A 24341-nucleotide genomic window follows, 5' to 3' on the forward strand; every position below is an offset into this window, starting at 1 on the left:
TGCAATGAGCGACAAGGCGCAATCACTGTTGAAGGCATGGGCCGAGGGCAAGACCCCGGCCCGGCGCAGCCAGCCCGGTCTGGCGCTGCAAGGCAGCAACATGGCCGCGCACCTGCTCGGTAAAGCGCTCTCGCACACCCGTCACAACCGCGAGTCACGCCCCGGCGCGGGCGTGCTCCATGCCAAGGAGTTGCCGCCGGTATGACGGGACACGTCTACACCCTGAACAGCGCGACGCAGGCGCTGGCGATGCTGCCGATCCCGGCCATCGACGCCGATGCACTGTCTGTCTACGACCGTATCGCCGAGAACCTGACCACGCCCGAGAACGCGATCACCGAGGTCGCCGCAGTCGTGCGCTATGGCCATGCGCAAGGCCAGTTCAGCGATGCCCAGATCGAGGGCGTCACAGCGACCGCCCACGGCATCACGCAGGCCACGACGCTTGCCGCCGCTCTGGTGGATCGCCTGTGTCGTGAGGCCATGCAGTCTGCACTGTCGCACCTCGACCATGCAGGGCTGCGCGCGCCCGAGCGCAACGGGCTCGATCTCATTCTCAAGACCGAGAGCGCCTACGACTGTGGCGTCAGCCTGAATATCGAGCACGCCCACATGCTGCGCGTCGGCGAATGCACCGACTTCTACAGCGACGATCTGCCCGGACAACTGCGCGATCTGGCCAACGCCGCGATCACCGCGCTGGCCGATATGGCACCACTTTGCTGCCTTGCCCAAGAGTGCATGACCTATGACGACTTCTGGCTGTTGCAGTACGCCTGCGGCCATAGCAACACGCTGTCATCGCTCGCCGAGGAATGGCACTGCGAGGGTGTGCCGTCATGGCCCGATGCCGTGGCCCAGGTCAGACAAGAAGCCGTGACGATGGGCGAGGACGCAGACGAGCAGGTCGCCGAACTCAAGCTGGTATGGCCCCGCATCAATCCCGATGCCGAGATCGCGGTCACGAAGGCCGATCCCGCAACCATCGCCTGTCTCGCCGATGCAGCCGAGCAGGGCGAGCACGACCACCCGTTGATCGACTTTGCCCGTGGAATTGCCCGCTTGAGCGAGCGCCTGCGCCCGATCATCACCCACCCGGACACCCCCTTCGATCAGGCCGCAATCATGCCGCTGCTGATGATCGTGACCCGAGACGACGAACTCGCGTTCACCGAAGAACACGCGCAAATGATGATGCAGGGCGACGAAGGCCCGAGCGTGATGTTCAGCCTTTTCGACAGTACGCCGTGGCCCCTGCTGCGGGACGTGCTCGGTGCCTGCTACGCACAGGCGCTGGCATTCGAGGCGCTGCCCGATTACGGGCTGTGCCGCCACTACGACAATCAGGAGACTGACCATGCTTGAACCCATGACCCCGACGCCTGACGAGTGCGGCATGACCTCCATCGTGCCGCATACCGCGCTGATCCTGTCCCAGATCAACAACGGCGGCGACGTGTCCATGCTGGTCGCCCAGCACAAGCTCTATCAGGCCAGTGGCCAAGTGCGCATGGGATCGGGCGAGATCATCGGCCCGGAACGCATCGCCCAGATCGTGGCCATGCTCGACGAGAACGCCGCGCGCCACGCCAGCGAACACGTCTTGCCCGCCCATGTCATTGCCCACAGCGCGGATATGGTCGCGTGGCATGTGCCCGGCAAGCGTCGTCCGATGTTCTTCACAGACCCGCCCAATCCGCCGGAGTCGATGCAGGTCGCATGGCCGTCGCTGCTTTTCCTCGCCCGTGGCAATCGGCTCTGGCTGGCCGCGCTCGACAGCGACGCGCGCCCCGACGCCGACACACCGCTCTACCACGCGCCGCTGATGAATCACGACGCCCGTAACGGCCTGTGCTTCGGCAATGCAGCGCGACCGGCGCGCGCCTCACTGGAGACGATGCGCACTTTCGAGGCTGCCGTGTTCGAGTCCAACTTCTCGCACTGCAATGGCGGCAATCATCTGCGCTATCGCCATCTCAACAGCGCGAGTCAGTCCGCGTGCGACAGCACGCATCTCGGGTTCTACCGCAGCATCGCAAAGCGGCGTCTGAAACGCTTCCCCGCCCGCCATCTGCTGCCGCTGAACATGACCGTGGCCGATTTCCTCAAGACCGGGAGCAACCGATGAATACCTATGCCGAAAGCGTCCTCGACCGCGCCCTCGCGCGCGCTACCCCGGTCTATCCGGCCGCACACAGCGGGGAACTGCCTCCGCTTGCCGAAGGCGCGCACTGCTATCTGATCGCCAGTGACGGCCTGTTCGTCCTGGGGCGCGGGCGCGGCTTCTCGGCGCTGATCCGCGTGTCGCGCATTCGCAAGCTCAGTCCGTTCGGCGAATTGTCCGAAGGCGTGATCTTCGATGACGCGCGTGTGCCGCGTGCGCTGGTACGCGAAGCCGCCGACCGCGCCATCGCCGAGAACCCCAACGAGTGGGCCGGGGCCATCGTGCGCACCGAGCAAGGCTATGCGCTGCAATCGGTCGAGGTGGAGTCCGCCTCACCCGGACACGTCACCTATCGGCGCGACAGCTACAACGACGCGGCGGTAGTTGTGGATATGCACTCCCACGGCACACTGGAAGCGTACTTCTCTCGCACCGACGATGCCTCGGACGAGCAGGGCGTACACCTGTCGAGCGTGTTCGGTCACTGCACCGACCGCAAGCGCCTGCAAATGGTCGCCCGCGTGACCATCAACGGGCATTTCCTCGAAATCGAACCCGAGCACTGGCTCGCCGACTGACAACGACAAGCACAACGCCATGACCGACCAGAACAGCACAAACCGCCTCGTGTCCACGCCCACGCGTCAGACCTTCTACGCACCGGAATGGCTGATGAATCCGCACCAAGCCGTCGAGATCACGGTGCTCGGCGCGGGCGGTACCGGCGGCGAGGTGCTTGACCAGCTCTGCCGTCTGCACGCAACGCTCAATGCGCTCGGCCATCGCGGGCTGCATGTCACCCTCTATGACGGCGACACCATCTCGGCCTCGAACGTCGGGCGTCAGCGCTACTCGGCGATGGAGATCGGCGAGAACAAGGCGGCAGCGATCATCAGCCGGATCAATATGTTCTACGGCACGGCTTGGGAGGGCGTACCGCTGCACTGGGCGCCGGAAGCTGGGCTTGACCGCTGGGTCATCTCGGCAACCGACTCCGCCGCCGTGCGCCACCAGATCGCGGCCTACGGCGCGCAGCAGAGCCACAGAATCACGTTCTCGAACAACCGCTCGCTCTGGCTGGACTTCGGCAACGGCGAACACACCGGACAAGCGATCCTCGGCCATCTGCATGCCCCACAAGACTTCGCGCGCGATGCGCTGCGTCTGCCGCATGTGATCGATCTGTTCCCCGAGATGCAGGACGATCCGAACGATGGGCCGAGTTGCTCGGTCGAAGCCGCCATCCGTTCGCAGGCGTTCGGCATCAATGCCGCGCTGGTGACCAACGCCTTCGCCACGCTGGTCTGGCCACTGTTTCGTACCGGCGCCATCGACCGCCATGGGTTGTTCATCGACGTGCGCGAGGGCAGCGTCAGCCCGTTGCGTATCGATCCGCTCGAATGGTCTCTCATGGGCTACGATGCTGCGATAGAAGGGACCGCGGCCTAGCACCGCGTCACGCACCAACAGGGCGCGCCACACGCCAACCGACCCCGTACCAACGATGACATCGACGACACGCAGCGGCCTGCACAAAGGGCCAGATCAGCCTTATGCCACCTTGCAGTTCGCCAACGACGAGGAGCGCCAGGCCGATCAGCGCCGGCGCGACGCATTGAATGCCTACCGTGACTCTCTGGGTGTCACCGTGCAGGAGCTGGCTGAGCTGTTGAGCCGGCTCCGGGGCGATCGGGTGAGCTACTGGACAGTCCGATCCTGGACATCTGGCCAGACCTCCAGACGCGCACGAATCACACCGAACTGGGTCATAAAGCTGCTTGACGCGAACGTGGACTAGATCGCAGAGCTGTCTGCTCTCAACCCGAATGTCAGAAGCACCAGGCACTGCATCTCGGCTGGGTCGCCTCAACCCAATAACCGCCCCTTCGTTGCGCAGAAGCATTCGCACAAGCGGTTACTGACGACGTGTATTGTCGTGTCAAGACAGTGCACATCATAATTCGGGAAAATATCGCAATATCAATACCTAACCCTTGATCTCGCCCGATCTCGTTGTATAGAGAAACGAAGTTGCTGCCGCTCAATCGATTTAATCCAATCGGATCACGAGGAGGCACCATGGCGAGCCAACTTCAACCCAACGCGCGTTGCATCGAGCCTGAGCGAGCGTTGTCTGACATCATTGGACACCACCGATGAGTCAGCCCGTCTATCGCATCGAGTTTGATGGCAAGGTGTACTGCGAGACTCGCGGCGCGGCCATCGCGCAGACTGCCTGGCATCGTGTGTCTCGCGATCGCAGCTCCGCGACTCCGAACACCGTCGCCCGACTCCTGAAGGATGGCGAGCTGCTGGCGCAAACGCTCCCGATGGCTCGACTACCACGCGACTGGCCGGACGCCGCGATGCCAAAGGTCAACGGCCATGACGTTGTGAAACGGATACTGCGCTTGCTACGACAGCGGGGACTGGGCACACGAGAGATCGCAGATGCAATCTCATCGGCTGGTTTACCCACAAGTCGAAGCCGCATCGACGCCCTGAGAGGCAATTCACGGCCCATCGAAATCATCCCTGCCGAGCTGGCCGTCCTACTGGATGTCCTGATCGAAGGTGCGGACATCGAATGAGAGTCGAAACCCGACAGTACTACGGTCACTTCGATTACGAGCCCTGCATCGAACGCGGCACGGTCTGGCTCGATATCGCGTTCCAAATACCCGCGGTTCTGGCCGATCATCTCAGCGAGCCTCATCTACCGGACAAGTTGGGTCCAGGCCTTATCGTCGATGGACAGCCGCTATGCGATCTTGCGAGATTCGAAGTATCAGCCCGACGTACAGCGGCTGTAGCGGATCGAACACGGCGGTGGCGAATCGATGTGATCTGGCACGCCGATATCGCCGAGCGGGTCGCCGGTGACGCTCCAGCGTATGTCGTATTGGCACAGCACGTCCACGACGGGGGGGCCGATCGCAGGCAGATCAAGCGGTTGCTGACCGGCGCGCTCACGCAGATCGAAGCGACGTTAGACGACACCGGTTCGGCCGACGCGTGTCTCTAGCCGCCGAATTGACGGCTGGCTAAACCGTAACCAAACCGTAATGGCCTTCGCAGATCAATGCTCTGCTGGGCGATATGACTGAGTTTTCCACCTTCGCTGGGGATAAGTCCGCTCCATTTCGACCCGTCTATCCCGAACGCCTCAGACGAGAGCCTGGCGCGGACTTTTTGAGCTGAAAGTACGATGGCCCGGAACGGAGCATGGAAGTGGTAACGGCCGTCGTGACGCCCGGGTGCGCACTACACGCTTAATTCGCCCCGTGGGAGCGCGGAAACAAAGTACCGCTCAGCGGTATTGCTGTAATTGCCAATAGTTAGGCGTGTAGATTCGCCGCGGGCAACCATATTGGCTACTTTCGACCCATAAAAACTAGAAACGAGCCGATCGATGGCAGAAATCGTTTATTGGGTGTGGCCGCGGCCGGCGGGCTGGATGGTTCAGCGAGAGGGCAGCGAGCGCGCGGCGGCGATTCGCGATACGCGTGATGAGGCCCTGGCCGTGGCCAGTGAATTGGCGCGCTCTGCACAATCAGGACGTGTCTATGTACAGGAAGCAGACGGCGACCTTTATGAACACCAGGCGCCCGATGAATAAGGGGCCGGCGATGCGAGCGTGTAGGGCGGGGTAGCGTTCACGGCGGTTGCACAATCCAGCACCTGACCGAAACTCGGGCAGATGAGTACTGCTCGCACTGAATCAACAAAGCTGGGCCGCATCAGCACTTTCGGTCCTGTCGAACCGTGGCAAGCGGCGCTATTGCTGCCGTCACACTGGCACGACTATCGGTCGCCTCTCACGAACTACGCAGACATCACCGAGAACAGCGCTGTGGTGATTACGGGTGTGCTGGCCCAGGATGCGACGACGGGCCTCATCAACGGCACGCCACGCCTGCAAGCGAGCGTCATCGGCAACGATGGCATCAGCGTGACATTCACGCTGTTCGGGGACCATCGTGAGTTGGCCCAGCGTCTGCCGGCCGGTACCGCCGTCTCGGTACAGGGTACGGCCGTCAACATCCGCCGACAGTGGTATCTCAACAACGCCACGCTCATCGAGCAAAAATGGATCGGGCGGCTGTGCCCGGTCTACCCGGGCAAGCCTCGTGTCATCAAGGCCGAGACGGTACGCGATCGCGTACTGGAACTGCTCGATACGGTCGTCGATGAAGCCGCAACGCACCTGCTGTCTGAACTCGACGCCTACGGCGGCGCGCAACGCGCGCTCGAGCCCCTGGGCCTCAAACCGAACCAGATCGCCTATGTCATTCGCGCTGCACACCAGCCACGCGACATCAGCCAAGGCGAGAAGGCCCAGCAGGCGCTGGAACGGATCGTGGCGATGCAGGCGGTCGCACGCGCGGCCAGTGCGCGGGACCGGCACAACCAGGCACAGGTGTTTGATATCGACTGGACTCGCGTGCGTGCGCGCGTCGCGGCATTGCCGTACGGCCTGACCAAAGAACAGCGCCAGGCGGCATACGAGATCCAGCTCGATCTCGGTCATGCCCAGCCGATGCGACGCATGCTTTCGGGTGATGTCGGTACCGGTAAGACGGTCGTGTACGGACTCGCTGCCGCGGCCTGTGTCGATCACGGCGGTCATGTCGTCATCCTGGCGCCGACGGTACCGCTGGCGGCGCAGATCCACGCGGAGCTACGCCAGTGGTGGCCGGATATCGACGTCGAGCTGGTCGCCGGCGATGCGCCGGTACGATCGACTACGGCGTCCATTCGGATCGGCACGACTGCGCTTCTGCACCGCGACAGCGATACGCCTCCGAGTCTGATGATCGTGGACGAACAGCAGAAATTCAGCCGTGACCAGCGTGAGAAGATGACCGCTCACGGCTGTCATCTGCTCGAAGTCTCCGGCACTTGCATACCTCGCTCGATGGCGCTGATTCGCTACGGCGCACTCGATGTGTCGCGCCTGACGCAGCCGCATGCACCGAAGAACATCGCCTCTCGCCTGTGGGCACGCCAGGAACAGCGCGCACTGATGGCCGACATCAAGACGAGCCTCGACGCCGGCGATCAGGTGCTCGTGGTCTACCCGCTCAAAGAAGGTGAGGGGAGGGACTCAGCTGAGCGGGCTTATCAGCTGTGGCAAAACATTCGCCCGGGCCGGGTGCGACTTGTGCATGCGAACCTGAGCGACGAGGAGAAAAAGGCCGCGGTCGACGCCCTCAAGACACAACAGGCCGATGTGCTGGTGGCCACCACCGTGGTCGAGGTGGGTATCAGCATCGACGGCCTGCGCCACGTGGTCGTCATTGATCCGCAGCGTCTGGGTCTGACGCAGCTACACCAGATTCGTGGGCGTGCAGCCCGCCAGGGCGGTGCCGGTACGTTCTCGATGTATCCCCGCAGCGAGCTCAAACCCGAGGCGCAGGAGCGACTCCAGGTGCTGCTCGATACCTGTGACGGCTTCGAGATTGCCGAGCGAGATCTAGCGCTTCGCGGCTACGGCAGTCTGGCGGCGAACGCGGACAAGCAGACGGGCAGCGACGAGCTGCTCTATGGGCGCAGCGTTCGACTCGAACTGCTGGACGAGGCTGCCAAGCGGCTCAGCGCGGCGTGCTAGTGCAACCGTCTTGAATCGATTTTTCGCAGAAGGCGCTGCGTTTCGAAATGCGCCCTCAGCGCCTGTTTGCGCGTGATGTCTCGACTGTGCGCCAGGATGTTGCGGATAGGGGTCAGATGCCTGAACGCTTCTTTCACTGAAGCCTTACTCGCGAAATAAGCGCTGAAGCACTCAGCCCATAACTCGTCGTCTACGATGAGGTCGCCGAGTTGGCTGAAGTTGGAGTAATCGATAAGGCGTTTTGACGAGGAACTATCCCGGTGAATCTCTCGGTCCAGCTTTTTACGCCATTTCCTGTACAAATTCCTTAGCCGCGGCTGTTCCTCTTCGCGATCCGGTCCGTACAAGCGCGTCAACTCCGAATCGATCAGATCGCGCATGGTTCTCTCGAAGTCCCTCACGCGGACGATGGCGTTCAAGTAGTCGCCATCGGGTTCGTTCGATACGGGAAACGTGTTCGATAGGTCGGTGAACGAGTCTGTCTCACCGAAGTCGTGATCTTGGATCACCTTCGAATACAGATCACTTAGCAAGCGCTTTACCTGGTCAGCTGTAGACACCTGGGCGCGCGATTGCTGTACGGGCTGCCCAGCCATAGCATCGAGTCTGTTTACGACCGTCATCACTGGGTCCGATGACACGCATTTCCGTCCCGACGTGTTTGCGCGGCGGCGCGATCCCAGGTGCTTGATCAGTCTTCCCCTCGCTGTCGGCACAAGGTCGATCACGGCCTCTGGCCTGCGCGCATAGGCTTCGAGATCATCAAGATCTTCGAGCAGGCGAGCGGTCGCATCATCAACAATGGCGCTTTCCATGCGCGCGAGAAATCTCTCAAGAGAATTCTCCCTGTCTACAGGCTGCATCGTGCCTCCTTGATTCCAGCCGAATAGGGCTGAGCGTTCCCGACAACTTGCCACAAATTAGGGCCTGAAGCCCTGAACCCAATCGAGCTTGCGGATTCCCCGACCTGTTCTACGTTTACATCGTCCTCCCTTCGCAACAGGCGAAAAGTGACGAAACGCAGCGGTTTACGCCCCTATGCAGTATCTCCGGCGTTCTACGGTAACGATGAACCCGAACACGGCTGTACGTGCATGGAATGGCTACCTGCTGAGAAGTACTACCAAGCATCCGAGAATGGGCGTTATACGGTCTCCGCCGGACTTTGCCGTGGCGAGTGGATCTATACCGCCTGGCGCTGCAATACCTCGCCAGGCACACCGTTAGGCTACCGAAAGAAAGCCGCGGCGTGCCGAGCGATTTGCGAAGCCGACTCGAAGGCCAGCGGCGCAGCGACCATGCCCCTGACGACGGATGCGGCCGCACAGGATCTTGTCCATGAACAGCCCGCTTGAACTGACCCGTCAGGAAATCGAATTGACGGTCTGGCGCCACCTTGAGAGCGGCCACGAACCGCTTGAGGGCCATGAGCCCGACGCGTTTGCGGACCACGGCGTCTATGTCGTCGCTGACGTCCGCGGCTACACACTTCTGCACGGCACCACGCCCTTGGGCAACGAATTGAGCTTGCTCGTCAACTGGGTCTGCCATGGCGAGAAGAACTACCACCTGCCGGGCATGTCCCTATATCACCCCCCGGTACCCGATCTGGTCATGCGCCCAAGCTTGACGCTGCTCGAGTTCGCGATCGTGATCGATGTCGAAGGACGCGTGTTGAACACGTCAGAGCTGGCGCGCGTGCTGGCCACCAGCATCTGGTCATCGAAGTGGCTCAAAAAAGCCGTAGCCTGCCTACCACGCAATCCGCACATCGTGACCCGGAAGCACGCGGCCGAGCGCGTTCTGACGCAAATCGACTGAGCGAAGACGAACCGATGCGGCCGCCCGCGTCGCACGTGTCAAAACCGGCATGGGCTCCGACTGGCAGCCCTACATCTGGGAGCGTGTCATCGGAGGTGTACTGATTACTGGCTGCAAGACCCGCCCGAAGCAATCCGGGCCGAACACGGGCACGCCGATGTTTCTGATCCGCCAGGACAACTATCGCGCCCTGGTCACGCACGAGGCGATCGACCGCATGCTCGAACAGGCCAAAGTCAGCGCCTGAGCACTCGCAGCCGCGCCTGGGTCTGGCTCACAATGCGCATGGATTATTCTTGCATCCTCTCGACATGAACCACGACACACCAATGGCCGAGGTCATCGCCGGCATGGCCCGGGCCGAACATGAAGCCTGCTACGAGTTCGTGCGTCGCCAGACACGCGAAGATCAGCAGGCCCTCGAGACCGGGGCGATCGCGTTGCGGGATATCGCCACCGATCTGCGCGCTCGCGATGTCGCAAACCTAATGGCGTGGAAATTTCCCGAGTATTACGATCCCGTGCCTGAGGGGCTGCTCAAGCAGGCTCTCAACGGCGCGGCCGACAACGACATTGTGCGCATGCGCGCCGCGCTCGAGCCTATGGCGTTTGCTGATCTGTGCGCCATGGCCACCGCGGCGGAGTATCTACGTCAGGCGGCCGAGCACCTGCGCCTTTACGGTGGCCACGGGCACACGGCAAAGCCGCAGCGCGAGCTCATCTGAGAAAATTTTTAAGCATTTTTGTTCAAAAATGCGACCGCTTGAAACGCCCGCCACATAAGGCTTTGCGCCGATCGCCCATGCGAGTTCCGCGCGGGAATTTCTGCCACGGACAGACCCAATGAAACTCTCCGAGCTGCGCACAGCGATCGCGTTCTATCGCGGACAAATCCGCGCACAGGTCAACCGGGATCCGATCTACGCCGACGATTACATCATCGTGATTCGCTTTGGTAGCAACGAATGGGCGGTGGTGGAGACCGGCGCTGGCGCGTACCGGACCTTCAAGACGGTCGATGCAGCCATCCGCGTGGTTCGCCAGCTCGGCCTGTCCCATGCCGAAGTCGAAACACGCCCACGATAAGCCGCCGACTGTCCGAGCCGAACAGGACATCAGGAACGCGTCCTCACACAACCCGCATTTTCAGATGGGCAAGCCCACCACGACTGGCGACTAGTCAGATTCCAGATCTCTGATCGGTGTTCTCGCAGCGCGTGCACAAGTGCGCGTTTTACGGGGCTTGCACAATCCGCTGACCGTGGAGAATGGAACCCATCAACAGATCAACGGGCCGGCCCCAGCCAATAACCGGGGTGGGACAAGCTGGAGGGTGTCCCGGTCGTCATAGCCGAATAACCGCCAGCAGTCAGAGAGCAGGTCTGCTCCCATATAGCACCTCCACCTGCGAGATCTGACCGGTTTGCCTCGTCATCGGCACGCCCCGCTGGCGCTGGGCGGCACGACCATCACGTCGGCGCCGCTCAGCGTGCAGCCTCTAATCGAAGGAAGCGCTATGGACGATCAGACTGACAACGAATCCATCGACACACGGCTCGCTGAGATCCATGACGCGCATGCCCAGGTCGTGCGCAGCATGCCCGGCTTTCGAGAGCGCGAAGGCCAGTGTCAGATGATTGACGAGATCGCCTACACGCTACTGGGCGGCACCGCGTCGCCACTCATCGCGATCGAGGGCCAGACCGGAACTGGCAAGACGCTGGGCTATCTCCTCCCGGCGATCCCTGCCGCCCAGGCTCGCGAGAAGTCTTTAATCGTGTCCACGGCCACAACGTCGCTTCAAAGCCAGCTGATGCGCAATGAGCTGCCGGCGCTGGCGAAGCATTCTGGCCTTCAATTCACCGCGGTGCTCGCAAAAGGCCGTTCTCGCTATGCTTGTCCCTTCCGACTGGAGACAGCGCTCGCCCAGGGCGGCGGACACGCAGACATGTTCGGCCCTGACGCCGACCTGCCGGATACCACGGGCGGTTTCAGTCCCGACGAGAAACAGATCGCGCTACTGGCTGATCTTCAACTTCAGCTGACCACCGGCGAATGGAGTGGCTGCAAGGACGAGCTCGAGGATGAGATCGAGTCGCGCCTATGGGGCGCGATATCGAGCACGCCGCACAGCTGCACGGGCCCGAATCAGTGCGCCCCAATGGGCTTGTGCCCGTTTCATCGCTCTCGTGCGGCCATGCGCGACGCCGACGTGATCGTGGCCAACCACGATCTCGTACTGTCGGATGTCTTTCTCGGCGGCGGCGTAGTGCTGCCCGATCCAAAAGACACGTTCTATATCTTCGACGAGGGCCATCACCTACCTGAAAAGGCCGTAGAGCACGGTTCGGCGCGTAGTTCGATCGGTGCCATGCGTGAGCATATGCGATCGCTACAGCGGCTGCTGCCGAAACTTCCGGCCCATATCGCGCGCCCGGATATCCGCGAATCCGCCAAAGACGCCGAATCAGCGCTCAAGGCACTGACCGATGCCTATGGAGAGCTCCCATTCACCCAGGATCGTGACGAGCTGTTTCGCTATCGGGCGCCGCACGGCAAGCTGTCGGCCCCGGTTCGTGAGGCCGCAAGCGCGTTGCACGGCGAGATGGCCGTTCTCTGGGAAGTGGCCCACGACATGGCCGACGAACTCGACGATAAGGAAGGTAGCGCCGGCGCACAGCATATCGCTCGTTTGCTCGCCCCTGAAATGGGTAAGCTCGCCGGACTGCTGGAGAACGATCTGCGCTTGCTTCGTCTGCTCAAGATCGAGCAACCCGACGATGCCCCGCCGATCGCGCGCTGGGCCGAACGCGACGTCAATGAGCTGTGGCTGGAAGCCGCGCCGGTGACGGCCGCGCCGATGCTGCGCATGATGCTCTGGGACAAATGTGCGGGTGCCGTGATCACCTCAGCGACGCTGACCTCGCTTAACCGCTGGTCACGCTTCCGGGCAAAAGCAGGCCTGAGCGGCAGCGACGGTACCCGCTATCTGCGTCTGCTCTCGCCGTTCGACTATCCCCGCATTGCAGAGCTGCGGGTGCCCTGGATGAAGCACGACGGCGGCCAGGCGACAGGTCACACCGAGGAGATCAAGTCGATGATGCCGTCGCTTTTGGCGCATTGTTCGACCGGGACACTCGTACTGTTCGCCTCGTGGTATCAACTAAACGCCGTCTATAAGAGCCTGCCGGCATCAGAGAAGAAGCGTGTGCTTTGTCAGGGAAAACTCAGCCGCGACACGCTCGTAACGCGCCATCGCAGGGCGGTCGCCGCGGGCAAAGCCAGTGTCATTTTCGGCCTGGCAAGCATGGCCGAGGGTGTTGATCTGTCCGGCTCGGCCTGCGAGCACGTGATCATCGCCAAACTCCCGTTCGCCCCCCCGACGTCGCCAATCGAAGCCACGCGCGCAGAGTGGCTGGAGAAACATGGCAAGAACCCGTTCATGACCATGGCCGTGCCGGACGCCTCACTCAAGCTCATCCAGGCCTGTGGCCGTCTGATTCGGTGCGAGACCGATCAGGGACGCATCACACTGCTGGATCGACGGATCGTGACCAAACGCTACGGCAAGCAGCTGCTGGATTCGCTGCCACCGTTTCACCAGAGCATCGACCGCAAACCACCCCACGTAACTCACAACACCCGTCAAGCTGCACTCGCCTGACAGAAAGCCATAGCAGGGCCTAGGAAATGACCAAGAACATCGACCAGCTGCCGCCGAACAGTGCTGGCCCGGCCTCGGTACTCTCGAGCCATTCGACCGCACTGCAACGCGCGGCCGTGCGAGTGTCCGAATCATTCCTGCTCCTGGCGGTTTTTGCTGTCGTGGTCGGACCTGTCTATGCCATGACTCTGTGGCTTGTACCGCAGGGACTGGGCAGTCAGCTGGCGCTGTATCTGCTCGCCACCATGAGCTATGTCGCGATGGTAGTCGCGGGCATAGTGCTCATCGATGCAGAGGGACGGCGGGAATCACCCAAGGGCCGGAGTCGTCTTACGACCCGATGGTCCCTGGTTCGTGCCGAGGTCGCTAGGACGGTGCTCTTGAGCTGGGTCATTTTCGCCGGCATCGACGCTGTGACCTATATTGGCTCCAGTCTTGTAGGGATCCAGCTACAGGGAACCCCCTATAGCGATGATTTGGTGTACTACGCGACCGGCGGTGCGGCGCTGATGGCATGGGTCAGTCACATGCGCGGCAGCGTCCATCTGCCGCAGCTGATGATGATCTGCCGTGATCGGCCGGTGGCGGTACTGCGTGAAACGCTCATTACGCGCGCAAAACGACGATACGATGCACCGGTCACCTTCGGTTTGATTCTCCCGTTAGTGGTGGCGATTGCAGCCAGTCAGAGCATGCCATTGGTGTCCGTATTCGCCTGGCTGCATACCGCATGGTATCTGCACGTCACATTGACGAAGGCATGGCTTGCCAAACCAGTTTTGCCAGCCGCGTAGCATTTACCTACGGTGAGTAGAGTTCTACCGCTTCAGTGCGGATAGCAAAGACATCGAGGTGCGGCCGCTGAGCAATCGCACCGCATTCTCTCGGTCGTAGTCATCCGAAGCTCTCACGAACGCAAGATCACGCTCAAGCGCTTCGCTATGACGACGAAGCTGATGGCGTGCCAGTTGAGCCATCCATGCAACGAACATGGCAATGCAGGCCATGATCGGTGCCATGAACATGAGCAATAGCACCGCCGCAACACTCATTACGGTGACGAAGAGCAAGGTCGTTCGGCACACGTTGATCGCGCTCTTACGTTGCCTGGCGCTGAATAAGACTTCTCTCGGTCATGGCCGATCCTTAGCGAATACCAACTTGCCCTACATTGCCTCTCCTTCTTCGCATAGAGCGGGCGTAAAGCACTCAATCCGAGCGTTTTTCGGCCCCACCGGGCAATCCAGGTCGACGAGCATCTGTTGAGGATTCATCCACCATCCGTCTTATGCTCTCCCTCGTCGTGGTTGGCATCGTCGTTGTCTGCATCATCACGCGCGGCGTTCGCATCGTCTTCGCACTCGCATTGATCGGCCTGATCTATTACGGCCTCCACCACGGTATCGACCTGGACAACGTGACAGAATTTGCTCTGAGCGTAGCTTCTCAGGCTACCAGCGCGCTCTCGTCGATCGATCCGGTGACTTGGCTCCAATCACTGCTACAGACTGGAGCCGAATGAATCGAATGGTCTCGATCGCCATCCCTCTTTTTGTCTGGGCCGCGGCGTGCCTTGTTGTGTTCGGCGTGCCATTGCTTGCGCTGAATTTCCTGCACGAACTGCTGGCTAGCAATCAGGCCGCCTTGTCAGTGGTACTTGACCCAGCATGGGCGATGCTTGACGTGCTGGGTTACCACTCGGCGACCGGTCGCCTGTCGATACATGACACTGTGCTTGATGCAGCCCTGTATGGATCGATCACGGCCTGCATCGCGATCTTCGCGATCCTCCTCCTAATCCATGGGCTCACGCCGCTGAAGTGGCAGATCCAGGCCATGGGGTCAATCACCCGTATTCAGGCATCTACGGCGTTGCACGATGACTGTGCAGCGTTGGCCGCCATGGCTGGCCAACCCATGCCGTCGCTTTGGCTGTTGAACAGCCCTCGAATCAACGCCTGGGTCTACAGCGCCCCGGGCGGCCGGCGCGCCGTCTTACTTACTGACGGGCTCGTTAATCAGCTTCGCGCTGATCAACTCCGCTGGGTATTCGCTCATGAACTGGGTCATCTGGCACACGGTGATGCCGCCGGCGCCGGGCTGTGGGCGGCCGGCACTCAATGCCTGAAACTGCTTGATCGCATCCGTACGCTTATCGTCTTCTGGACCCTGCGCTCGATCGCGCGCTTGCCGGTGTTATGTCTGCTGCATCCCCCGATTGCGCTGGCCATGCGAGTCATGGTCGTACTGGCGCGAATGATCGAACGGTTTCTCTGGGCTGCCCTAGTGTGTGTCAGTCGCGTATGGAATCGACATGCTGAGTTTCGCGCTGACGTCTATGCGTCAGAGCTCATCGGCCCAGAACCGGGGGCCGAGCTGCTTCAGCAGTTAGCGCGTACCGGCAGCCCACTTCTGGCGGATCTCATCGGGTCACATCCTTCGCATTCACGTCGAATTCAGGCCCTGATAAAGCGCCATCGACGAGTCGACAGTCGCCCACCAACCCATTGATTCACGCGCCTGATCTTAATCTGGTCAACGCCGCAGCCGATGATTATATTTACGCCGCCGCAAAGGCATTACACATGGGGGAAAGTAATAGTGAGTCGTTTCGCTCTTGGATTTGCTGGTGTGCTCGCCGGCTCTTTATTGGCTGGTTGCGCTGCGATGCAACCGAAAACCGTACAGATGAACAGCCCATTCGATGCTGAAAAAGCCCAGCAAATGCTCAAACCAGGGCCCAATACGATCACTGGTAGCGCAGTGATTCGCCAGTCCGGAGGCGGGGTCGTGACCTGTGCCGGAAACCCCGTCTACCTTGTTCCGTCGACTGAGTACGCGACCCAACGGATCCGGGCGATTTATGGAAACGGATATAAGGGATACGTTCCAGCCGCGGGATACCGGAAGATCGAGTTCATTCCGGACGAGCCGGGTTATAACAAATACACACGACAAACCAGCTGCGATGCGCAGGGCAACTTTGAGTTCACCAGCGTTGCTGATGGCTATTTCTATGTCACCACGGCTATTACCTGGAGCGTCAACTATGTCGCTCAGGGTGGCGCGTTGATGCAATACGTAGATGTAAGGGGCGGTGAAACCGAGAAGGTTGTGCTATCACCGTAGACAAGAGCGTCGAAGATGTTGAAGCCCGGCCTACGCCCGGGCTTTTTTTTGCGCCATACCATGCAAAAATCGCGATATTTGACGCTTTGCGCAGTCTCTGTTGGCGTGATCGTTAGATAGAATCGACGCTGTTCTCTCGTCCATCTCGGACGACGCGCCGCCTTCGCGCAAAACGTGGCCACGGCAGCTGACCGTGTAATAAGCACAGCAATCCAGCCACCCAGCGGGGTCATCAACCCGTTGGGGCATGGTGCCTGTTGGGTTATTAATCCATTGTTTAGACAGGAGTAATCATCATGCAACGAGGCATCAACAAAGCCATTCTAGTCGGCAACCTCGGCGCCGATCCGGAAGTTCGATACACCGCCGGCGGCACTGCTGTCGCCAACGTCACCCTTGCGACCTCCGATACATGGAAAGACAAATCCACGGGCGAGTCGCAGGAGCGAACCGAATGGCATCGCGTCGTTTTGTTCAACCGTCTGGGCGAAATCGCGGGCGAGTATCTGCGTAAAGGTTCCAAGATCTACGTTGAGGGTCGTCTTCAGACCCGCAAATGGCAGAACAAGGATGGCGTCGATCAGTACACGACTGAGGTGATCGCCAACGATATGCAGATGCTCGACAGCCGATCGTCGTCACGTTCTGACGAGAATCAGCAGCAAGGTGCACCGCAAAATCGCGTACAGCGCCCGTCGCAGCAGCCTCGCCAACAAGCACCGCAGCAACAACGCCAGCCGGCGTTCGCGGGTGGTTTCGGCGAAGACGAAGAGGATGACATCCCCTTCTAGCAGTTACTAATGCTGCTTCGTTTATTCTAACCACCTGATTTTTCAGGACATTAAACCCCCGAGGGGCGCACCAGCCCCCGTGGGGCTGGTGTGCCTTCATTTAGCTATGGAGTCACACCATGACAGCCAGTAACCAGAAAGTCCTGCTCGGCTTCGACGATGAAGGCGAAGCAATTCAGTACCGCAAGCTCTCATCTCGTCTGCCTTCGTTCCTCGAGGCGTATCCGCCGAGTCAGGATTACCAGGTGCGGATCGAATATCTCGATCCGATTGAAGCAAAGCCAGGGCTCAGCGCTCTATACCAGACCGCGATCGCGGGTGGCCATAACCCGGCCGATATCGGTCTACCGCCGATCACCGGCAATACGATGATCTTTCGGGCCGAGCTTGTGAGCCCTAACGATAAGATCATCGGTTCGGCATCGGCACTTGTGCTGATTCAGGAATATAAGGACTGGGAAAAAGGCGAAACTGCGGCACGCCAGCGACTGTTGGCATCGCTGGGTTTCGGGGGCGAGGTGTTCGATAACGATGAGGGTCGAGACCAACGTGGTCAGGGATTCACACCGGCACCGGTACCAGCCGCCGCTCCCAGTGATAAATCCTCATCGGCTGCTGTCGTTCCAATCAAGGGCAAGTCGCAGCCGACACCGGCTGTAGTCGAGCCGTCCGTGGAATCCACCTCCCAGAAGCCACAGGCGGCAACGGAGAGTTCGATACCGCAGGCGCTGGTCCGCCAGATCGACCATCAATCCGCACTCAAAGGGATCGATGTGCCCGAATATTCGAACCATGCCGAAGCCAAGGCAGTACTCAAGCAGCTGATCCAGAGCTAGGCCTACCTACCCACCGCCCGTGGAGTGTTTTATGCACCTCCCGGGCGGGGGAGGTGCGTCTGCTAGGAGCAGTCATGAGCACTAGAACCTATCGACCGTCGGGTGTTCTCAAGTTCGAGGATTGCCCGCGGGCTTTTTACTATCAGTACGTGGAAGGGATCCGATCCGTCGGAGTTTCTTCAAACCTTGTGTTTGGTACCGCTGTGCATACGGCTGTCACCGGCTACCTCGATGGCAGCGTCTCAGATCCGGAAACGAAGTTTCGTGAGGAGTGGGCCGCAGGCATCGAGAAAGCCGAAGTTCACTACACATCGAGATTTGGTCCTGATGACCTGGAGGCGATCGGCGCCTCGTTATGCGATCAATTTCCTGAAGCATGGCAGGACACCGGCCTGGTGCCCTTGGTCGATGCCCAGGGCCCGGTCATCGAACGGCGATTCAAAGCCGAAGTCGCGCCTTCCGTGTACCTAAGCGGCCAGCTCGATATTGCGGCGATGAATTGTGACGGTGATGTTCAACTGGTTGACGTCAAAACGCCCGCAAGCGTCCCTGACGTGATCTGGCAATCGGACCAGTTGACTGGGTATCAATTACTCATCGAAGAGCATAAGCAGGAGCTGGGTATCGAGTCTGTTACGAAGGTTGGCTTCATGAACCTTCTCAAGCGCAAGGTTCCTACCGGCAAGAGCCGGAGCAAGGGACCGGAGATCCAGCCCATCGAGTTCCTACCCGCACGTAAGAGTGAGGATGTGCTCGAGTACAAGCAGAAAATCCGTTGGATGGATGAGGATGTTGTCAAAGGACGCTTTCCACGCCGCGGTCGTATGGCCCACAACACACCTTGTGGCATGTGCGACTTCGCCGGGTTGTGCCTGAATGGCGACTGGGAAGGACTCGAGCAACCACAGCAACAAGCCGTGGCCAATCTGGTCTGATCGATCGAACGCCCAGGACGTTCGATCAACATAAAGGGCGCCTCTGGGGCGCCCTTTTTTATTGCTGTTCGTCGTGCAGCCGGTTGAGTAAGTTTCGCCAGACCTTTCCCGCCTGGTTAAAGTCGCTCCAATCGATGCGCGAGTAGTCACCTTCAGGGTCGATGCGCGACACGAGCGTCTTGACCACCTCGCCGCTGTGAGCGCGCCCCATGTTCACATGAGACGGTGGCCGCCCCTTCTTGCGTTTCGGCGCTGGCTCAGGCTCGACATGGGTCTGCGCGGTACGTGCAGCCGAACGCCGTTGCGGCATCATGTCCTCGAAGTCTTGAGTCTCGATGCGCTGTTTGCGTTCGTGTCCGTGCAGCTTGGTCAGCTGCTCTGCAATCGTGATATTCGGTACCTGGTCACGCAACACAGCATCGCGTAGATCTGCTGGCCCTGTTATCACAGACCACCAGCGATAGGCTTGCGTTTTCGGAATGCGAACAGTCTCTTGCAGCTCGACTCCGCTGAGGATGGGCGAGCCGGCCGCTTCACGTTCGTCCAAAATGTTGAGCAAGCCCCGAAGCATCGCAGAGGCGGTCAGGTTGCGACGATGCACGTTTTCAATCAGATGGCGCGTTGCATTGCCGCTGGGCTTTTCCGGATAGACCATGACCTGCATTTCGTCGAGCCCAGCGAGCTGACAAGCCCACCAGCGCCGTTCGCCTGCCATGAGTTCGATAAGGCCCGTGCCGACGCGGTAGCCCAAGCCAGGTTGAAGCTGGCCATGGTCGCGTATGGTGAGTGCCAAATCGTTTATGTACTCAGCCTCCTCGCGCATAGCGGGGTCTTCGATGCCCTCCGGATTCGAAAGTTTCTCGAGCGTAATATCGAGCTTGCGAGCGTTTTTCGGCGAGGGCCGGATATCGTCAATCGGGACGTAGACCAGCGTTGCCTTCGCATCCCAATCCTTCGCAAGATGATCGCCCGTTTCGTTCAAGCCTGAATCCGATCGGCTAATCGTTTCAGCTTTACCCTTTAGGGGCGAGACGGATTTACCTCTAAGCATTGTCATTCTCCGGGAAGAGCCGGTTTTCCAAAGCGACGCACCAGGGTTCGATAACCCTCCGTGCCGGATTGCTCGGACGCAAAGCGAATACAGACCGTGGCAGCAAACCTCGAACGTCGCGTTCGGCATAAGCGGCGCGGTTCGGTATCAGCGTTTCATTGAGATGTGGCGCCAGACCCGGCGAATCCTTTAGCTGCTTCAGTAGACCGTTATGGAGGCTTCGCACCTTCTGGTACTTGTTGACCTGCAACCCCAAGAGCTCAAGCGGATTATCCGACGCGCGCTCACGCTGTTCTTCAACCACCATGCCGATCACCGCATCAAGACCGTCGACGCATTGCTGTTCAAGTTCAACGGGGATGAGCGTATGGGTCGACGCCTTGATCACCCCGCGCATCAGAGATGATTCCATCGGACCCGTATCGAATATAACCATGTCGTATTCGGCGCTCAGCATTTCATCGCTAAAGAATTTTGCGATCGTACCCTCGATACTTTCGCGAACGTTGACGTCCTTTGCTTCTCTTACATTTAGAAGCTCCCGGCTGTCAGCCGGCAGCAGATCTAATCGTCCGTTCGGCAACTCCTCGAGCTGGTACTGGTAGATCACCCGATCAGGATAAAAGATATCCGCGGATGACGATCGACCGTTCCAGTCGGCGAGCGCTGGGTCTGTTGGATCAAAGTCGGGATTCCGTGGAGGCCTCTTGTACCGACCAGACGAAACCCTGTTCATAGGTAGATATAGAGAACTCAGCGAACATTGGTCATCAAAATCGACGATCAGAACTCGGTGATTCCGGGAGAACCATTCGGCCAGGATGCGAACGAGCGTGGTCTTACCAACGCCCCCTTTTCGTTGCGGCAATGAGAGTCTGATCACGTCGTTCCTTCCAGAATTTTAGGGTATTTTTGAACAAAAATACCGGGTTTTAACTCATTGTTACTAAAGACGTATTTCTGATTTTCAAATAAGTCCCGCGCGGAACTCGACCGCCAAATGTTCCACGTAGAACATCGCGCAATCCTACGTTTAAGGGCTTTCAGACCTTTAGATTCGCCTCCGTCCGCAAATCGACAATAGCGACGCCCTGCTCTAGCGCGCACCGGTTCTCGTCGTCTTTTGTCGGCGCAGGTAGGACATGCGTACGAACAAATGTTCTGAAGTGCGCAGTCACCATGGGTGCGTCCTCGTTCTTGGTGTAGCGCTTCATCAGCAACGGCGTGCATTTGAGTACCTCCTCATAAAACCGGTCCCAGGTCTGTTGGTACTCGTTACTCGTTGCACTGTTCACCCACTCCTGGAAACGCCAAGCGGGAAAGATATTGTTGTTGAACTCAGCGAGCTTTTCTCGGGCAGCCTTTCGGCGCTCATCATCGTTGTTTCGCTCGTTTGTAGTTTTTTCATTGCCTGAGAGCGCGATGATCGCATCGTAATCAATGTCCTTGGGTCTGTAGTCGCCTTTCAACGCGTTGAACGTGTACCCGGGTACCCCCTTGCTACGGATCTTGCCGGCCCTAATTCGTTCTGAAACGACTAGGAGATTGTCGTAAATATACTGATCGTCGTATTCGTCCAGCATGTTGACGGCGGTATTGCGCTCCAAACCAAAGGCAAGAAGAGCCTCATATGTAGGAAGTCGATCAGCGACTATCTCATCGCTCACATCGGCTGCGAGCAACGGCGGCATCGGTGGGCCGTCGTAGTCGGTGTTTTCCAGAACGATGAACTGAATTGCTAAGACTTCGTGGCCGTGCTTCTTCAAGATCGGCTCGACAAAGATCTCCGTGGTCTCGTTGATCTCCTTGACCGAAGGCTTGACGACATCTCTGTTTAGTATTTTGAATTCTGGATATCGTCCCGACACTCCCATGAGAGCCCGGAATGTATCTAACGACCAGGCCCGTGTACGACCGAGATCGCGATAACGTGCACAGTTCTCGTATAACGCGAGGCTTTGCTTTCTGACTAGTTGGTGCTGTACCGAATAGTTAATTCGTGCAAAGACTTCAGGATCGAGAATGCTTTCGACAATCTCAACGGAATACGAATATTTGATGATGTCGTCGACCATCTCATAGCCGGCGAGCCAGCTCGAACCGCCTAGGCGTTGACGAAGGTTCTCATCGATGTAGTTCCACTCAACAGTTTTCTTCAGCAAACCGTTAAGTATTCGCCGCAGGTTATTCGTGCTTTGCCTCGAGCCGGTAACCAGCTTCGCGAACTGATTCCGGTCGATCCAGTGCTGACGAACACCGCCACCGAAATTCTCACTATCGGCGTGGAGTGACATCGCATTGGCAAGCAGCACATTGACTGCAATCCGTTCTTTGGCTGTCAGTGGTGCTGCCGAGTGAACAGCTCCAACGTGTTTCCGAAGGATCGTAGCCTTCTGCATCCCTGGTAACGTGATTTGTGTCGGCATGGTGAGAACTATTCTTTGTGTGATATCACCTCAGCGTGATGTTACACGTCTACCATAGAAGAGCAATGAGTTGTTGAACGGAAAATCTCACCTCATCCGTCTTTTTCGGCGGAGCTGTATGACAGCAAGCGATTGATTCTTTGCAGTCGATCTTCGATGAGCTTTTAAAACGGCTGCTTGCTAGCTGTATCTAACCTATCTCTTAAGCAACTTATATATAACTATAGCGTCTCAAAAACACATACAAGACAATGAGTTACGATAATTCAGGTGAGAAGAATTTCACGCGTGAGTGAGAGGAATCACACACTTTTCAAAATGGAGTGAGAACAATCCCGCGCCTGGGTGATAAGAATTGCACGTCTGGTCTTGCAGGTGAGTAAAATTCTACGCATTGGTGAGAGCAATTCCACGCGTGGGTGATACGAATCCCACGCTGCGTCTGTTCAGTCGCTAGCCGGATATAAGTAGGCGGCTTAAATTCAGGCGATATGGGATTTTTACGTTCGCGAATACGTGTAAGCTATTGAAAAATCAGCAACTTCATAACAGCGAGATAGCGTAGCGTGCATCGGACACTGTGAAGGTGATAGAAATTTCACGCTTTCGATTAGGTGAGTATTTTTCCACGCCTTGTTCGTGGTGAGAGGAATTACACACACTTGTGGTGAGAAGATTTACACAGCAACGAAGGTGAGAGGAGTTACACGCCTAACTGGAGGTGATAGAAATTCCACAGGATCCCGAAGTGAGACGAATTACACGGTCGATAGGGTGAGTAGAATATAGAGCAACTGGAAGTGAGAGCTTTTCCACACCTTATTGAGTGAGAAGCATTCCACATTCGCGAAAGTTGCATATATGAGCGCTTTGCCTGGTCACTGCTGACGATCAGTTCCGATAGAGTGTTGGCTCCTACGCGTTCTCAATGAACGCCACGCTGCTCGCGTGTAAAACCGCAGCCACGGCAGCTGACCGCGTACCAAGTACAGCAACTATTACCCCGACGGGACAGATGTTCCCGGTGGGGGGCATGTGTTTCCAAGGGCCACTAAGCCATCAGGAGTAATGCATATGTCAGAGATTTATCTTACTTTCGACAACACCAACGGTACCCAGAAATTCTGGACAGGCCGTACGGATCCTTCGACCGGCCGCGTCGTAATCGAACACGGCAAGGTAGGGGCCAGACCCCGCACGATCGAGATTCCGAAGGAACGTTTTTCGGAGCCGACGCCGGAACTTGAAATGCACGCTCGGGCGCGCAAAAAGCTCAACGAGGGCTACTATGAGGACAGCCCTCTACAGAGCACCCCGGTAACGCCTAGCCCCCAATCTTCGGCAAAGCCAGTGCCGAAGTCGGTAGACATACATGCCGCACTCAGCTCAGGTGATCAAGCGGGTGGGTGGTTCTTTTAACCCGGCAAGCCATAGCGTTCGCAACGAACGCCATATACCCAGGCATCAGTCATGGGTTCATCCCGACCGCTGTGCATACGTCCCATTGGGGCCTGTGTCCACGGTCCTACAATCGATAGGTACATAGCAATGGACAGTGTTACGCTGATCTATACCTATCCCGACGGGCGCAAGAAGTACTGGCGCGGAATGGTCGATCATCGACGAAGCGAGGTCGTTTTGGAGTACAGCGAGGCAACGCGTCGCGTACGTCAGACGGTTATCGACCAGGCGCGGCTCAAGAAGCCTACGCTCGAGCTTGAGTTGGAGTGGAGAGCCCAGAAGAAACTCCGTAAGGGTTACGTCCACCTCCAGGTCGAACAGTACGACGAGAACGATCCCGACGATTCATCAGCCTCGGAGTCCTCCATGCCCGCGTCGGCGAGTATGGCTCGGGTGCTGGCGTTGGTGAACGCAGATGATTGCGATGCGGATTGGTTCTTCTAGCCAGACCC

The 24341-nt window shown here is 58.8% G+C and carries 29 protein-coding genes; 24 read left to right on the plus strand and 5 right to left on the minus strand.

The window, feature by feature from the left end; genetic code table 11:
• Window positions 1-4 precede the first annotated feature (4 nt).
• The 10 genes from T31B1_RS19140 (at window position 5) to T31B1_RS19185 (ending at window position 7775) form a co-directional block, all read left to right on the plus strand.
• Window positions 5-205 (plus strand): hypothetical protein, encoded by a 201-nt coding sequence (locus T31B1_RS19140; protein WP_353251132.1) that lies wholly within the window; start codon window positions 5-7, stop codon window positions 203-205.
• Window positions 202-1365 (plus strand): hypothetical protein, encoded by a 1164-nt coding sequence (locus T31B1_RS19145; protein ID WP_353251133.1) that lies wholly within the window; start codon window positions 202-204, stop codon window positions 1363-1365. Before T31B1_RS19140 ends, T31B1_RS19145 begins: the two co-directional genes overlap by 4 nt.
• Window positions 1358-2128, plus strand: coding sequence for a PRTRC system protein B (locus T31B1_RS19150; RefSeq protein WP_353251134.1), 771 nt, complete (start codon window positions 1358-1360; stop codon window positions 2126-2128). The genes T31B1_RS19145 and T31B1_RS19150 overlap by 8 nt, the downstream gene beginning before the upstream one ends.
• Window positions 2125-2742: a PRTRC system protein A gene (locus T31B1_RS19155; protein ID WP_353251135.1), complete on the plus strand. Its 618-nt coding sequence runs from the start codon at window positions 2125-2127 to the stop codon at window positions 2740-2742. Before T31B1_RS19150 ends, T31B1_RS19155 begins: the two co-directional genes overlap by 4 nt.
• Before the next feature lie 19 nt (window positions 2743-2761).
• A complete protein-coding gene (locus T31B1_RS19160; protein ID WP_353251136.1) occupies window positions 2762-3613 on the plus strand; it encodes a PRTRC system ThiF family protein in 852 nt (283 codons plus the stop codon).
• A 55-nt stretch (window positions 3614-3668) separates the two neighbouring features.
• On the plus strand, window positions 3669-3962 hold the full coding sequence (locus T31B1_RS19165) for a hypothetical protein (RefSeq protein ID WP_353251137.1): 294 nt from the start codon (window positions 3669-3671) through the stop codon (window positions 3960-3962).
• A 358-nt stretch (window positions 3963-4320) separates the two neighbouring features.
• On the plus strand, window positions 4321-4755 hold the full coding sequence (locus T31B1_RS19170) for a hypothetical protein (protein ID WP_353251138.1): 435 nt from the start codon (window positions 4321-4323) through the stop codon (window positions 4753-4755).
• 251 nt (window positions 4756-5006) lie between these two features.
• Window positions 5007-5189, plus strand: a complete 183-nt coding sequence (locus tag T31B1_RS19175) for a hypothetical protein (RefSeq protein ID WP_353251139.1) — start codon at window positions 5007-5009, stop codon at window positions 5187-5189.
• Between the two features lie 387 nt (window positions 5190-5576).
• Complete coding sequence (locus T31B1_RS19180; protein ID WP_353251140.1) at window positions 5577-5783, plus strand: DUF2188 domain-containing protein; 207 nt, start codon at window positions 5577-5579, stop codon at window positions 5781-5783.
• A gap of 234 nt (window positions 5784-6017) precedes the next feature.
• Window positions 6018-7775, plus strand: a complete 1758-nt coding sequence (locus tag T31B1_RS19185; protein WP_353251141.1) for a helicase-related protein — start codon at window positions 6018-6020, stop codon at window positions 7773-7775.
• Here T31B1_RS19185 and T31B1_RS19190 read toward each other — a convergent pair.
• Window positions 7772-8638: a Swt1 family HEPN domain-containing protein gene (locus T31B1_RS19190; protein ID WP_353251142.1), complete on the minus strand. Its 867-nt coding sequence runs from the start codon at window positions 8636-8638 to the stop codon at window positions 7772-7774. The two genes, T31B1_RS19185 and T31B1_RS19190, sit on opposite strands and share 4 nt — an antisense overlap.
• 475 nt (window positions 8639-9113) lie before the next feature.
• Here T31B1_RS19190 and T31B1_RS19195 point away from each other — a divergent pair, with 475 nt between their 5' ends.
• The 6 genes from T31B1_RS19195 to T31B1_RS19220 all read left to right on the plus strand — a co-directional run bounded on the left by T31B1_RS19195 (window position 9114) and on the right by T31B1_RS19220 (window position 14054).
• Window positions 9114-9596: a hypothetical protein gene (locus T31B1_RS19195; RefSeq protein WP_353251143.1), complete on the plus strand. Its 483-nt coding sequence runs from the start codon at window positions 9114-9116 to the stop codon at window positions 9594-9596.
• A 49-nt stretch (window positions 9597-9645) separates the two neighbouring features.
• On the plus strand, window positions 9646-9843 hold the full coding sequence (locus tag T31B1_RS19200; protein WP_353251144.1) for a hypothetical protein: 198 nt from the start codon (window positions 9646-9648) through the stop codon (window positions 9841-9843).
• Between the two features lie 49 nt (window positions 9844-9892).
• Entirely contained in the window at window positions 9893-10321 is a 429-nt protein-coding gene (locus T31B1_RS19205) for a hypothetical protein (protein ID WP_353251145.1), read from the plus strand.
• 118 nt (window positions 10322-10439) lie between these two features.
• Window positions 10440-10682, plus strand: coding sequence for a hypothetical protein (locus tag T31B1_RS19210; protein WP_353251146.1), 243 nt, complete (start codon window positions 10440-10442; stop codon window positions 10680-10682).
• Between the two features lie 430 nt (window positions 10683-11112).
• The gene (gene dinG, locus T31B1_RS19215) at window positions 11113-13260 is read left to right on the plus strand and encodes an ATP-dependent DNA helicase DinG (protein ID WP_353251147.1); all 2148 of its coding nucleotides are present in this window, start codon (window positions 11113-11115) and stop codon (window positions 13258-13260) included.
• A gap of 26 nt (window positions 13261-13286) precedes the next feature.
• Window positions 13287-14054, plus strand: a complete 768-nt coding sequence (locus tag T31B1_RS19220) for a hypothetical protein (protein ID WP_353251148.1) — start codon at window positions 13287-13289, stop codon at window positions 14052-14054.
• Window positions 14055-14078: 24 nt separating this feature from the next.
• On the opposite strand, the gene T31B1_RS19225 is transcribed toward T31B1_RS19220, so the two are convergent.
• Window positions 14079-14330: a hypothetical protein gene (locus T31B1_RS19225; protein WP_353251149.1), complete on the minus strand. Its 252-nt coding sequence runs from the start codon at window positions 14328-14330 to the stop codon at window positions 14079-14081.
• A gap of 218 nt (window positions 14331-14548) precedes the next feature.
• Here T31B1_RS19225 and T31B1_RS19230 point away from each other — a divergent pair, with 218 nt between their 5' ends.
• The 6 genes from T31B1_RS19230 (at window position 14549) to T31B1_RS19255 (ending at window position 18951) form a co-directional block, all read left to right on the plus strand.
• Window positions 14549-14782 carry a hypothetical protein gene (locus T31B1_RS19230; RefSeq protein ID WP_353251150.1) on the plus strand — a complete coding sequence of 78 codons (234 nt, stop codon included), beginning with the start codon at window positions 14549-14551 and terminating at the stop codon, window positions 14780-14782.
• Between the two features lie 5 nt (window positions 14783-14787).
• A complete protein-coding gene (locus T31B1_RS19235) occupies window positions 14788-15771 on the plus strand; it encodes a M48 family metallopeptidase (protein ID WP_353251151.1) in 984 nt (327 codons plus the stop codon).
• A 90-nt stretch (window positions 15772-15861) separates the two neighbouring features.
• The gene (locus T31B1_RS19240; protein WP_353251152.1) at window positions 15862-16389 is read left to right on the plus strand and encodes a hypothetical protein; all 528 of its coding nucleotides are present in this window, start codon (window positions 15862-15864) and stop codon (window positions 16387-16389) included.
• Between the two features lie 296 nt (window positions 16390-16685).
• A complete protein-coding gene (gene ssb, locus T31B1_RS19245) occupies window positions 16686-17180 on the plus strand; it encodes a single-stranded DNA-binding protein (protein WP_502951051.1) in 495 nt (164 codons plus the stop codon).
• 119 nt (window positions 17181-17299) lie between these two features.
• Entirely contained in the window at window positions 17300-18016 is a 717-nt protein-coding gene (locus tag T31B1_RS19250; RefSeq protein ID WP_353251153.1) for a hypothetical protein, read from the plus strand.
• A 74-nt stretch (window positions 18017-18090) separates the two neighbouring features.
• Complete coding sequence (locus T31B1_RS19255) at window positions 18091-18951, plus strand: RecB family exonuclease (RefSeq protein WP_353251154.1); 861 nt, start codon at window positions 18091-18093, stop codon at window positions 18949-18951.
• Between the two features lie 58 nt (window positions 18952-19009).
• Here the strand turns inward: T31B1_RS19255 and T31B1_RS19260 are convergent, their stop codons facing one another.
• The 3 genes from T31B1_RS19260 to T31B1_RS19270 all read right to left on the minus strand — a co-directional run bounded on the left by T31B1_RS19260 (window position 19010) and on the right by T31B1_RS19270 (window position 22428).
• Entirely contained in the window at window positions 19010-19933 is a 924-nt protein-coding gene (locus tag T31B1_RS19260; RefSeq protein WP_353251155.1) for a ParB/RepB/Spo0J family partition protein, read from the minus strand.
• A gap of 61 nt (window positions 19934-19994) precedes the next feature.
• Window positions 19995-20885, minus strand: a complete 891-nt coding sequence (locus T31B1_RS19265) for a ParA family protein (RefSeq protein ID WP_353251156.1) — start codon at window positions 20883-20885, stop codon at window positions 19995-19997.
• Between the two features lie 160 nt (window positions 20886-21045).
• Window positions 21046-22428: a replication initiation protein gene (locus T31B1_RS19270; protein WP_353251157.1), complete on the minus strand. Its 1383-nt coding sequence runs from the start codon at window positions 22426-22428 to the stop codon at window positions 21046-21048.
• Window positions 22429-23502: 1074 nt separating this feature from the next.
• On the opposite strand from T31B1_RS19270, the gene T31B1_RS19275 reads away from it, so the two are divergent.
• A complete protein-coding gene (locus tag T31B1_RS19275; RefSeq protein ID WP_353251158.1) occupies window positions 23503-23847 on the plus strand; it encodes a hypothetical protein in 345 nt (114 codons plus the stop codon).
• 129 nt (window positions 23848-23976) lie between these two features.
• On the plus strand, window positions 23977-24333 hold the full coding sequence (locus T31B1_RS19280; protein ID WP_353251159.1) for a hypothetical protein: 357 nt from the start codon (window positions 23977-23979) through the stop codon (window positions 24331-24333).
• Window positions 24334-24341 lie beyond the last annotated feature (8 nt).

The organism is Salinisphaera sp. T31B1, from assembly GCF_040361275.1.
Lineage (GTDB): Bacteria > Pseudomonadota > Gammaproteobacteria > Nevskiales > Salinisphaeraceae > Salinisphaera.